The following is a 12,429-nucleotide window of genomic DNA, read 5'->3' on the forward strand; positions in this document are numbered from 1 at the left end:
CTGGCTGGCCGAAATCGCTGCTTCATCATGCTGATTCCTTCTGGAAACCAGCGTCAGAACAGCCCCAACGTGCAGCGAAACTGAGTCAGACCCAAGATTGGACGCCGATCGGGGGGCAATATTGGGTGCCGTTTGACAGATGAGGCGCCACAGTGACAAGATACCCATGGTGGCTGGAGCCCTCCTCTTGTTTGACAAGGATCGGGCCCCACATACCAAAGTTAGGTGGCTGCATCGGGAGCGGGAGCTTCTTCCCAATCCTGGGGTTTTGTGCCATTCTGAGGACGTATGTTGATCTGGTTGGCCCTCTCACGCTTGCTCACGATCCTTGCGGTCGTCAGCCTCGTTGCCGGCGTTTCTGCCGGACCGGGAAAGGCTGGGCCGATGGACAACATGGCTGTCTCCATGGTGTCGGCGGACGGCGATATGATGCCGTGCGGACAGCCGCAGCCCCCTGACTGCGGGGATATGCTGGCTTGCCCCTTTGCGGTGGTCTGCGTCGCTAAGTGCTTCCAGAGCCTTCCGACGGCCGCCTCGATCCTACGTGGCCCGCCAAGCATTGCTGCGGTCGCGCCGCATGACGACCTGCAAGGCAGCAGCATCGCCTCTTTGCCCCTAGGGCACCCACCCAAAGTCTAGTTCCAGCACCGGCATCCATGCCGGTGGTCGGTCGAGCGCGCCTATGCGGCCGCGCGGAGCTCGTGTGTGCGTCTCTCCCAGACGTCAGCATGCGATTGCCCTTCGCCGTCCGTGGGCCTGTCCCCAGGAACTAGGACCATTCCAGTGTTGTACTCCACATTCTGGCGCGCCCTCGCGGCAGCGCTCCTCTTAATCGGCGTCGGTACGGCGCTGGCTCTCTCCTCAAGCCCTCAACCAGAGGACTACACGTTCGAGCTGGTTGACCGCGAGGTGCGCCAGGGCAGCGGCGCAACCTTGACGGTGAGGCTGGTCGACACGCGAACTGGCAAAGTCGTGCCCAATGCGACCCTGTTCATCAGCCGCCTCGACATGTCGCCTCACAACATGAGCGCAATGTCAGCTCCTGTGGAGCCCGTTCCAGACACCTTGCCCGGCTACTACCGCTTCGAGACGGACCTCGTGATGGAGGGCGGCTGGGCCCTCACGCTTGTGGCCAACGTGCCGGGGGTCTCCGGCGCGGTCCAGAGCAGGCTTGTCCTGCAGGCGGTGCCGTGATGCATCAGCCCCATCCCGATGAATTCGAGGCGTTCGAGAGCGAGCGCAGCGGGCGCGGCGGTCAGATCTTCCTCACTCTCCTGTTCCTGGCCGCCTTGGTCGCAGCAGCAGGCGCTGGTTACGGTCTGGCTCGGGGGGCCTGGACCCTTCCAGCCGCTGTCACAGCTCAGATTCCTGCACCTCTGGCGCAGTGGCTGCCGCTCGCAGCCAAACCCGGCGGACCGGCAGGATCTCCTGCGGAGCTCAAAGACTACACCTTCGAGCTCGTCAAAGGGGAGATGAAGCAGGGCGGGGCTGTCATCGATGTTCGCCTCGTCGACAAGCGGTCGGGAAAGCCTGTTCCTGATGCGGTGGTGTTCGCGCGCCGCATCGACATGGCCCCGGAGGGCATGCCGACCATGACCTCGACGCTCGAGCCCCAGCCTTCCCCACAGCCCGGCGTGTACCGGTTCAAAACCGACCTGACCATGGAGGGCGGCTGGCAGCTTTCGCTTGCCGCCAAGGTGCAGGGCGAGGCCGGCACCGTCCAGAACAAGCTCGTGCTCAAGGCGGTGCCGTGATGGATCAGCTGACCCCTTATGAACTCCGCGAGCCGGACGAGCGTGGGCGCAAGACAGGCCGCGATGTGGTGGCCTGGCTCATCGGACTCATTCTGGTGCCGGCAGCCCTGGCTGGCGCGCTCTTGGGTGGGATGCGAGCCGCCGAGACCGACCTGCCCTTGCCGGAATGGCTTCCCTCCTCGGTCACAAGGCTGCTCGAGGGTGGTGCTGGACCGGCTTCGGGTACGGACGCTCGGGTGCTTTATTACCGCGATCCAGACGGTAAGCCAGCCTTCTCACCCGAACCCAAGAAGACCGAGGACGGGCGGGACTACCTGCCCGTGCGCGTCGGCGCCGACGTGAGCTTCGATGATAAGCCGAAGACGGCCGGACCAGGTGGCGGTGCGACGGCTGACGCGAGCGGCCGCAAGGTCCTGTACTACCGCAACCCGATGGGCCTGCCCGACACCTCACCGGTGCCCAAGAAGGACTCTATGGGCATGGACTACCTCCCTGTCTATGAGGGCGAAGCCGAGGAGGGCAATACCGTCAAGGTTTCGCCCGGCAAGCTGCAGCGCACGGGCGTGCGCACGCAGGCAGCGGAGCGCCGGGTGGTCGTCCGGCCGGTGCGCGTGCCTGGGACGGTTCAGCTGGACGAGCGCCGCGTCACGATCGTCTCGACACGCTCTGACACCTTTATCGAGCATGTCGAGAACGTCACGACAGGCGAGCGCGTGCGCAAGGGTCAGGCGCTCCTGCACCTCTACTCGCCTGAGATTGCCGCAGCAGGTGCCCAGTATCTCAGTGTCCTGAATGAGGTCGGAGGGGCGAACGGGGGGCGTCCCCTACTCATCGAGGGCGCCCGGCGGCGCCTTGAGAACCTGAACGTGTCGCAAGAGGTGGTGACCGAGATCGAGCGCACTCGCAAGGTCCCGATGTCGATGGTGTGGACCGCCCCGCGCGACGGCGTTGTGCTGGAGCGCAATGCGATCGAGGGCATGCGAGCGCCTGCCGGCGAGGTCCTCTTTCGGATCGCTGATATCTCCAGCGTCTGGGTTCTGGCGGATGTGCCCGAGCACGAACTCGGCCTGATTAAGCCCGGACAGGCCGTCACGATCCGGGTGCGCAGTTTGCCGGGACGCTCCTTCACCGGCCGGGTGGGGCTGATCTATCCGCAGGTCAACAAGGAAACTCGCACCACGCGTGTGCGGATCGAGCTGCCCAATCCAGAAGGGGTGCTTCTGGCCGACATGTACGCCGATGTCGAGATCGGGACAGGAGCCGCGAAGCCGGTGGTTGCCGTTCCCGACGATGCGGTGATCGACACGGGCGAGCGTCAGATCGTCATCCTCGATAAAGGCGAAGGCCGCTTTGAGCCGCGTGAAGTCAAGGTGGGCGCCCGCGGGGGTGGCTACATCGAGGTCCGGGAAGGCATCCAGGCGGGAGACCAGGTTGTGACCTCGGCCAACTTCCTGATCGACGCCGAGAGCAACCTCAAAGCGGCCTTGCAAGGTATGGCGGCGGCTCCCCCCCCTGCGGCTCCCGGCGAGGAGAAGCCCCAATGATTGCCCGTCTGATCGGCTGGTCGGCCCGGAACGTGATGCTGGTGCTGATCGGCACAGCCTTTGCGGTCGCTGCTGGCCTCTATGCCCTGCGCACGCTGCCGCTCGACGCCATTCCGGATCTGTCCGACGTCCAGGTGATCGTCTACACGGACTATCCGGGGCAAGCGCCGCAGGTCGTAGAAGACCAGGTCACCTATCCACTCACGACAGCAATGCTCACGGTGCCAAGGTCGAAGGTGGTGCGCGGCTTCTCCTTCTTCGGCGTTTCCTTCGTCTACATCATCTTTGAGGACGGCACAGACCCCTACTGGGCACGAAGCCGGGTCCTGGAATACCTGAACGCCGCGACCCGCCGCCTGCCCACTGGTGTCACGCCCAGCTTAGGGCCGGACGCGACCGGCGTGGGCTGGGTGTACCAGTACGCGGTCGTCGCGAAAGAGATGACACTTGCGGAGCTGCGCACGTTGCAGGACTGGGTCATCCGCTTTGCGGCGTCGAAAGCAGAGGGCGTAGCCGAGGTCGCGAGCGTCGGCGGCTTCGTTAAGCAGTACAATGTGGTCGTCGATCCAAGTCGGCTGCGCGCTCAGGGCATCTCGCTCCAGATGGTGCGCGAGGCGATCCGCAACAGCAATGCGGACGTCGGCGGACGTACTGTCGAGCTCTCAGAGTTCGAGTTCATGGTCCGCGGTCGCGGCTACCTGAAGAACGTTCAAGACATCGAGAGCATCGTTCTGAAGACTATGGCGGGCACGCCATTGCGCCTCGGCGACATCGCACGGGTCGAGCTGGGGCCTGACGAACGGCGCGGCATCACAGAGCTGAATGGTGAGGGGGAGGTTGCCAGCGGCATCATCCTGCAACGCTTCGGCGCGAACGCGCTAAGCGTCATCGACAGCGTCAAGGCGCGCTTGGCCGAGGTGGCGTCGAGCCTGCCGAAGGGTGTGGAGATCATTCCGGTCTACGATCGCTCGCAGCTCATCGAAGCTGCCATACAAACCCTCAAGTTCACGCTTCTGGAAGAGAGCGTCATCGTCGCGCTCGTGTGCATCGTGTTCCTGCTCCACCTGCGCAGCGCGCTCGTCGCCATCCTGATGCTGCCGGTTGGCATTCTCATCAGCTTCGCCGCCATGAAGGCGATTGGACTTGGATCCAACATCATGAGCTTGGGCGGCATCGCGATCGCAGTCGGTGCCATGATCGATGCCGCCATCGTGATGATCGAGAACGCTCACAAGCATCTGGAGCGCGCGCCCAAGGACAAGCCTCGCGTCGAGATCCTCGTCGAGGCGGCGAGTGAGGTCGGCCCTGCTTTGTTCTTCAGCCTGCTCATCATCACGGTCTCGTTCCTGCCGATCTTTACGCTCGAGGGGCAGGAGGGCCGGCTGTTCGGCCCGTTGGCCTTCACGAAGACCTTCGCTATGGCGGCCGCGGCCTTTCTGTCCGTGACGCTCGTGCCGGCGCTGATGGTGATCTTCGTGCGCGGCCGGATCGTTCCGGAGCATAAGAACCCCGTCAACCGCTTCCTGATCTGGATCTATCGGCCCGTGATCCGCGGCGTACTCAGAGCCAAGATCTTCACCATTCTGCTGGCGCTGGTCGCGCTGGGCGCAACGGTGTGGCCCATGCGACAGCTCGGCTCCGAGTTCATGCCTGAGCTGAACGAAGGTACGCTCATGTACATGCCCACGACCTTGCCGGGTCTCTCGGTCACCAAAGCGGCAGAGCTGATGGCCACTCAGGACAGGATCATCAAGTCCTTCCCGGAGGTCGTCACAGTCTACGGCAAGGCAGGACGTGCCACGACCGCCACTGATCCCGCACCGACAGAGATGTTTGAGACGATCATTACCCTCAAACCGGAAGCCGAGTGGAGGCCCGGAGTGACCCTGGCGAGCCTGAAGGCGGAAATGGACAAGGCACTTCAGTTCCCTGGTGTCTCGAACGCCTGGACGCAGCCCATTCGGGCCCGCATCGACATGCTCTCCACGGGAATCCGAACACCTGTGGGGATCAAGGTCTACGGCACGGATCTCGCCGAGATGGAGAAGGTTGCGCGGCAGGTCGAAGCGGTCGTGAAGGCGGTGCCCGGCACCTCAAGCGCCTACGCGGAGCGCGTCATCGGAGGCTACTTCCTCGACATTACTCCCGATCGACAGGCGCTTGGCCGGTACGGCTTGAATGTCGGGGATGTGCAGGATGTGATCGCCACTGCGCTCGGAGGTGAAACCGTCACGAACACAGTCGAGGGTCGGGAGCGCTACACCGTCAACATACGCTACCCGCGCGCCTTCCGCTCCAATCCCCAGGCGATCGCAACCGACGTTCAAATCCCAATGGCGGACGGCGGAGCAGTGCCGCTCGGCGAGGTCGCGAAAGTGCAACTCACCCGTGGCGCGACGTCGGTCCGCACCGAGAACGGGCAGCTTGCGGTCTACATCTTCGTCGACATTTCCGGCCGGGACCTTGGTGGCTACGTCGCAGAGGCCCGCCAGGCTGTCGCCAGCGAGGTCAAGCTGCCGCAAGGTTACTCTCTCCAATGGAGCGGACAGTTCGAATACCTCGAGCGGGCGGAAGCCAAGCTGAAGATCGTTGTACCGGTCACGCTGCTGATCATCTTTCTGCTTCTCTACCTCAATTTCCGCCGCCTGACAGAGACGCTCATCGTAATGCTCTCACTGCCTTTCTCGCTGGTTGGCGGCATCTGGCTGATGTGGTGGCTCGGCTTCAACATGTCGGTGGCCGTCGCAGTCGGCTTTATAGCCCTCGCCGGCGTTGCCGCCGAGACAGGCGTCATCATGCTCATCTACCTTGACCACGCCTGGGAAGAGCAGCGCGCCGCCGCCTGGACCACTGGGAAGGCGCCCACGCGCGCGGACCTCTACCGGGCCATTATGGTAGGCGCGGTCGAGCGCGTCCGTCCCAAGATGATGACAGTCGTCGCGATCATGGCAGGCCTGATCCCGATCCTGTGGAGCACGGGCGCTGGCTCGGAGATCATGCAGCGCATCGCTGTACCGATGATCGGCGGGATGGTGTCGTCGACCGTGCTGACCCTCGTCGTCATCCCAGCGATTTACGCCCTGGTGAAAGAACGTGGCCTGCCGCATCGCCTCGTGCCGGCACGTCGTCCATCTGTGGTGCGGCCGCGCCCAGCTTCGTCGACGGAGGGAGACATCCCGGAAGCCGCGAAGTGAGTGATGCGCGAGGCAACGGTTCAACCCGTCCAGTGCCACACAGTTCTTAGAAGAGTCTCCATCGAGACTTAAAGGAAAGAGAAAGGGACAGCGAATGTAAAATCAAATCATTTCGTGCACAATTCTTTGAGCGGTGCCGACGTGATCTACACGATCGGCCCTATCAAACCCTTCTCGAAGCAAGAGACGATCCAGAAGTCGCCCTTAATCCACCACCACAGGAGAGAACCGATGACAAAGACCAAGCTGACTCTCATTGCCTTCGCCGCAGCCGTTTCGCTGGCCGGCGCCGCAATGGCCCAGCAGGCCAACCCCAACCCACCTTCGGGAACGATGGATCACAATCAGATGATGCAAGGACAGGGTGGGAGTGGCGCTATGCCGATGATGGGCATGATGCAGCAGATGTCTCAGATGATGGAGAACTGCAACAAGATGATGCAGTCCATGGCGAACCAGCAAGGCCAAAGCGTTCCTGGACAGCAGCCTGCCCCTCAGGGCAATCGAGGCTGAGATCGGGAAAGGCCGGCCCGGCAGGAGCCCGGCCAGCATCGATCAACCGAACTGCGAGCGTGCGCGGGCCTGACCTCCCTCTCCGCGCCTGCAGATGAGCCCAGCCCGGCGGCGTGAATGCCGGGCGGCGGGGATGCTCATCCTCGCGGGGTTTCGTTCGATGAGCCGGTCTCCCGACCCGGTCTCGGACAGGCCCGGCTCTTTGCCCCGGCCGGTCACCCCCCTCCCGGCCGGGGCAATACCTTCAGGAGACCAGCATGGCGACCTACACGCATCACGAGGCCCACACGCACCATCGTCAGGGTGGCACGGCTGAAGAGGCGACACACGAGCGGGTGAAGGACCCGGTCTGTGGCATGATGGTCGACCCTAAGACCACTCCGCATCGGCACGAGCTGGGGGAGGGGACTTACCATTTCTGCAGTGCAGGCTGCCGAACCAAATTCGCGTCCGACCCAAATCACTACCTGAACCCGCCCGACACGGATCCGGCTGTTCTCCGCCCGGCGATGGGCACGCTGCCTGAACCAGCCGAGGGGTCTGTCTGGACGTGCCCGATGCACCCACAGGTGCGACGGCCGGGGCCGGATAGCTGTCCGATCTGCGGCATGGCGCTGGAACCGCTCGCACCGACGCTCGAGGAGGGTCCAAACCTCGAGCTGATCGACATGACGCGCCGCCTCTGGGTCAGCGCCGCGGTTTCGATCCCGCTGCTGGCCTTGACGATGGGGCACGAGCTGTTCGGCTGGTCTCCGCTTGCGCCACGCACGTCGACCCTGCTGCAATTAGCCCTGGCGACCCCGGTCGTGCTGTGGGGCGGGTGGCCCTTCTTCGAGCGCGGCTGGGCCTCGGTCGTCACCCGCAACCTCAACATGTTCACACTGATCGCGCTCGGCGTCGGTGTCGCCTACCTCTACAGCACCGTCGCGGCGCTCTTCCCGGACCTGTTCCCGATCTCGTTCCGCGCACCCATGACGGGTGAGGTGCCGGTCTACTTCGAAGCTGCGGCAGTCATCGTCACACTCGTCCTGCTGGGCCAAGTGCTCGAGCTGCGCGCGAGGGCTGCCACAGGTCGCGCCATCCGTGCCCTTCTCGGCCTTGCCCCCAAGACGGCCCGCCTTGTGCGGGAGGATGGCCGCGAGGAGGATGTCTCAATCGAGGCAGTCGAAGTGGGCGCCACCTTGCGCGTGCGGCCGGGCGAGAAGGTGCCGCTCGACGGCACGGTGCTGGAGGGGCGCTCCTCAGTCGACGAGTCGATGCTCACGGGTGAGCCCCTGCCCGTCGAAAAGGGGCCCGGCGACAAAGTGACGGGTGCGACGGTCAACGGGACCGGTGGCTTTCTGATGCGGGCGGAGCGCGTAGGGCAGGACACGATGCTCGCGCAGATCGTGCGCATGGTGGCTGACGCGCAGCGAACCCGTGCCCCTATCCAGAGCCTCGCGGATTTGGTCTCGGCTTGGTTCGTCCCGGCTGTGGTTGTGATCGCAGTCCTTGCCTTCGTGGCTTGGTCCGTGTTTGGCCCTGAACCCGCGATGGCCTTTGCGCTGGTCAACGCCGTGGCGGTCCTGATCATCGCCTGTCCCTGCGCGCTCGGACTCGCCACGCCGATGTCGATCATGGTTGGGACAGGCCGCGGGGCCCAGGCCGGCGTGCTGGTCAAGAATGCCGAAGCCTTGGAGCTGATGGAGAAGATCGACACCCTCGTCGTCGACAAGACCGGCACCTTAACGCATGGAAAGCCTAAGCTCACCGAGGTCCGTGCCGCGCCCGGGATCGCTCTTTCGGATGATGATCTGCTCCGGCTGGCGGCGAGCCTGGAGCGGGGCAGCGAGCATCCGCTCGCCGCAGCAGTCGTCAAGGCGGCGGAGGAGCGAGGCCTCTCGCTAAGCCCGGTCGCCGATTTCCGCTCAGTGACCGGAAAGGGTATCGTCGGATCCGTGCAGAACCACTCCGTGGCGCTAGGAAACCAAGCCTTGCTGGACGATCTCGGCGTCAGCCTTGAAGGTCTGGATGCCCAAGCCGATCGGCTGCGCTCCGAAGGACAGGGGATCATGTTCATGGCCGTCGACGGGCGGGCAGCCGCGCTTCTCGCCGTCGCCGATCCCGTCAAAGACACAGCTGCGCCCGCTCTCCAGGCCCTGCGCCGGGAGGGCATCTCCATTGTGATGCTTACTGGGGACAACCGCACCACTGCTGAGGCCGTGGCGGCCCAGGTCGGCGGCATCGATAGGGTCGTATCGGACGTGTTGCCTGAGCAGAAGAAGGACGTGATCGAGCAACTGCGTCGGTCGGGCCGACGGGTCGCCATGGCCGGGGACGGCATCAACGACGCTCCGGCGCTCGCTGCTGCGGATGTCGGTATCGCCATGGGCACAGGCACCGACGTCGCTATGGAAAGTGCGGCCGTGACCCTGGTGAAGGGTGACTTGCGAGGGATCGTGCGGGCGCGGCGGCTGTCGCGCGCAACCATGCGCAACATCCGCCAGAACCTGTTCTTTGCGTTCATCTTCAACGGCCTCGCGGTGCCGGTTGCGGCCGGTGTGCTCTATCCGGTCTCCGGGATCCTACTCAGCCCCATGATCGCCGGTGCAGCCATGGCGCTGAGCTCGGTGACGGTGATCGGGAACGCGCTGCGCCTGCGCCTGACCTCCTTGTAATCTGACCCCGAACCGAAAAGCGGTGTGGAGCAAAATGCCCGCACGCTCGATGATTGGTAGAAAGGCCAACAAACATGAAACGCAACAAGAAGAGTTCTCCCAACAAGCTTCTCCTCGCTGGTGGTGGAGCAGCTCTCGCTGTTCTGGCGGTAGTGCTCGCAATCGGCTCGAACGCGAACGAGGTTCTGTCTGTCACGAGCTTGCGAGCCACGACACACATTCACGGCCTGGCCGTCGATCGAGAAGACCCATCGCGTGTTCTTATTGCGACCCACCATGGTCTGTTCAAGGCTGGCCAGGACGGGCAGGCCGAGCGGGTGTCCGCGGTTCAGGACTTCATGGGCTTCAACCCGCACCCGAGCGATCCGAAGACGCTCTACGCCAGCGGACATCCAGCAAGGGGAGGCAACCTTGGCTTTATCGCTTCAAGCGACGGAGGCCGGACTTGGACTCAGGTTTCAGCTGGCGTGAACGGCCCAGTTGACTTCCACCAGATGACTGTGAGCCGAGCCGACCCAAAGACGATCTATGGCAGCTACCGCGGCCTTCAGGTCAGCCGCGACGCCGGCACGACCTGGACGATCGTCGGGCCGACACCGGAGAAGCTGATCGATCTTGCGGCCTCTGCCAAAGACGCCAGCACGCTCTACGCCGCGACCGAAACGGGGCTCTTCATGAGCTCGGATGGAGGAAAAAGCTGGCGACCGCTTCTTGAAGGTGCGCCCGTGAGCTTGGTTGAAGTCGCGCCGGACGGAGCGCTCTACGCCTTCGTGGTCGGTCGCGGCCTCATGCGCTCGGCGGAAGAGCCGCCGAGGTTTACGGCCGCGGGCGGGGGCTTTGGCGAAGGATACCTTCTCCACCTCGCCATCGATCCGCAGAACCCGAACCGGCTCTACGGCGCGACAGCTCGCGGCGAAGTGCTCACGAGCAGTGACCAGGGTCGGACCTGGTCCAGCTTCGGTGGCTCCAACTCGTGAGGTTTGACCATGATGGGCATGACGGAGGGTGCCGGTATGGGGTGGATGATGGGTGGCGTGGCCTTGATCTGGCTGCTCGTCGCCCTCCTGCTGGTGCTCGGCATTGCCGCCCTGGTGAAGTATCTCCGGTCCCGATGAGCCAATGACCTGGTCGGCAGCACGGGCGCGCGCGGCGATCGTCGCCGCTCTAGGCATCGGTGTTCCAGCGGCCGTCCTGTCCGGCTGGGTGGGCGTCGGGTCCTGGGGCGAGCCGCGAGATGTCGCGCTCGGTCGGCGAGTGTATGCCGCGCAGTGTGCCTCCTGCCACGGGGTGAACCTCGAGGGGCAGAAGAACTGGCAAGAGGCGCTACCGGATGGGCGGATGCCAGCGCCGCCCCACGACGTCAGCGGGCACACGTGGCATCACTCGGATGAGGAGCTCTTCACCGTCACGAAGAGCGGCTTGGCAGCGCTGGTTCCAGGCCACGATAGCGCCATGCCGGCGTTTGGGGACGTGCTCTCCGACGATGAGATCCGGGCTGTTCTCGCCTTCATCAAGAGCACCTGGCCCAGGCGCGAGCGCGAGTACCAGGCCGCTCGCGGCAAAGCAGCACAGTGACGGGGATTGAGCAAAGCAGATGAACATGAGGTCAAAGATGAAATCCTCCGCAGTGCCGACAGCGTCCCGCTGGGCTGTACCTTCAGCACTACACCAGGTTCGTCTTAACCGACGCGTGTTGTTGGGATTGAGCGCGCTGGCCATCGTTGCCGCGGCCGCGCTGAACTGGAGTTGGCTTATTGCAGCCGGCCTCGCACCGCTGCTCCTCAGCGTACTTCCTTGTGCGGCCATGTGCGCACTCGGGCTTTGTATGAAGGGGGCGGGACAGTCCTGCGAGAGCGAGGCCGCGGCTGGATCCGGCATGGACAAGGAAAAGGTTGGCTAGGTGAGCAAGACCCAACCCATGCGGCTCAAGTTCAAGCCGAACCGGCTTTTGAACCCGGAGAAGGATCTTGCGTGACGATCGCCCCATTCCGGCAGCAGTAGAGGCCGCGCCTACCTTGTCCTCTGCCATAAGCCGGGAGCCGGCCTCGTCCGTCCGTCGAGCACATCCGACGCTCTGGCACGGTGCCTTGCGTCGGTATCTCGCTCCAGTCGCCATCGGCAACCTCATCTGGGAGTTCTTCCAGATGCCGCTCTACACGATCTGGTGGACCGGAACCTGGCGCGAGATCGTCTTCGCCGCTGTTCATTGTACCGGCGGCGACCTCCTGATCGCCCTTTCCTCACTCACGGCTGCTCTTCTCCTCGTCGGAAACGGCAACTGGCCGGAGGAGCGATTTCGGGCCGTTGCCGGGCTCACGATCCTGTTTGGTGCCAGTTACACCGTCTTCAGTGAATGGCTCAACATCGTGATCCGTGCAGCATGGGCCTACTCCGACCTCATGCCGGTAATCCCGATGTTCGGGCTCGAGGTCGGGCTGTCGCCCCTTCTGCAATGGCTCCTCATCCCGACGGCAGCCTTCCTTTGGGTTGCGCGCTGGCATCGAGGGATGCAGTCTTCCCCATTGTGATGCTCAACGCGAGGCGCCGGCGATCAGGCCCCGCGGAAACGACCTGTGCCAGTGGCTGATTTCTAATCCATGCCCGCGCGATATTCAGGTGGGGACGGGTTTGCTACTCTCTCACGGGGGATGGATGTCAAACGGCGCGCAATCTTGGGTCTGACTCAGTTTCGCTGCACGTTGGGGCTGTTCTGACGCTGGTTTCCAGAAGGAATCAGCATGATGAAGCAGCGATTTCGGCCAGCCAG

The 12,429-nt window shown here is 63.9% G+C and carries 10 protein-coding genes; all 10 read left to right on the forward strand.

Going from position 1 to position 12,429, the window contains the following annotated elements; translation table 11 throughout:
• Positions 1 to 786: 786 nt before the first annotated feature.
• The 10 genes from ACFPN9_RS20395 (at position 787) to ACFPN9_RS20440 (ending at position 12,190) form a co-directional block, all read left to right on the forward strand.
• Positions 787 to 1,194, forward strand: a complete 408-nt coding sequence (locus tag ACFPN9_RS20395; protein ID WP_377817526.1) for a FixH family protein — start codon at positions 787 to 789, stop codon at positions 1,192 to 1,194.
• A gap of 182 nt (positions 1,195 to 1,376) precedes the next feature.
• A complete protein-coding gene (locus ACFPN9_RS20400; RefSeq protein ID WP_377817529.1) occupies positions 1,377 to 1,754 on the forward strand; it encodes a FixH family protein in 378 nt (125 codons plus the stop codon).
• Positions 1,754 to 3,298, forward strand: coding sequence for an efflux RND transporter periplasmic adaptor subunit (locus ACFPN9_RS20405; protein ID WP_067989816.1), 1,545 nt, complete (start codon positions 1,754 to 1,756; stop codon positions 3,296 to 3,298). The genes ACFPN9_RS20400 and ACFPN9_RS20405 overlap by 1 nt, the downstream gene beginning before the upstream one ends.
• Positions 3,295 to 6,492, forward strand: coding sequence for an efflux RND transporter permease subunit (locus ACFPN9_RS20410; RefSeq protein WP_082732926.1), 3,198 nt, complete (start codon positions 3,295 to 3,297; stop codon positions 6,490 to 6,492). Before ACFPN9_RS20405 ends, ACFPN9_RS20410 begins: the two co-directional genes overlap by 4 nt.
• A gap of 231 nt (positions 6,493 to 6,723) precedes the next feature.
• A complete protein-coding gene (locus ACFPN9_RS20415; RefSeq protein WP_156450863.1) occupies positions 6,724 to 7,005 on the forward strand; it encodes a hypothetical protein in 282 nt (93 codons plus the stop codon).
• A 257-nt stretch (positions 7,006 to 7,262) separates the two neighbouring features.
• A complete protein-coding gene (locus ACFPN9_RS20420; RefSeq protein WP_082732925.1) occupies positions 7,263 to 9,662 on the forward strand; it encodes a heavy metal translocating P-type ATPase in 2,400 nt (799 codons plus the stop codon).
• A gap of 74 nt (positions 9,663 to 9,736) precedes the next feature.
• Complete coding sequence (locus ACFPN9_RS20425; protein WP_156450862.1) at positions 9,737 to 10,639, forward strand: F510_1955 family glycosylhydrolase; 903 nt, start codon at positions 9,737 to 9,739, stop codon at positions 10,637 to 10,639.
• 9 nt (positions 10,640 to 10,648) lie between these two features.
• Positions 10,649 to 10,777, forward strand: coding sequence for a hypothetical protein (locus ACFPN9_RS20430; RefSeq protein ID WP_377817527.1), 129 nt, complete (start codon positions 10,649 to 10,651; stop codon positions 10,775 to 10,777).
• Positions 10,778 to 10,781: 4 nt separating this feature from the next.
• Positions 10,782 to 11,237: a c-type cytochrome gene (locus ACFPN9_RS20435; protein ID WP_067989809.1), complete on the forward strand. Its 456-nt coding sequence runs from the start codon at positions 10,782 to 10,784 to the stop codon at positions 11,235 to 11,237.
• Positions 11,238 to 11,629: 392 nt separating this feature from the next.
• Entirely contained in the window at positions 11,630 to 12,190 is a 561-nt protein-coding gene (locus tag ACFPN9_RS20440; RefSeq protein ID WP_377817528.1) for a hypothetical protein, read from the forward strand.
• Positions 12,191 to 12,429: the final 239 nt, after the last annotated feature.

The organism is Allobosea massiliensis (assembly GCF_042655245.1).
In the GTDB taxonomy this organism is placed as follows: Bacteria; Pseudomonadota; Alphaproteobacteria; order Rhizobiales; family Beijerinckiaceae; genus Allobosea; species Allobosea massiliensis.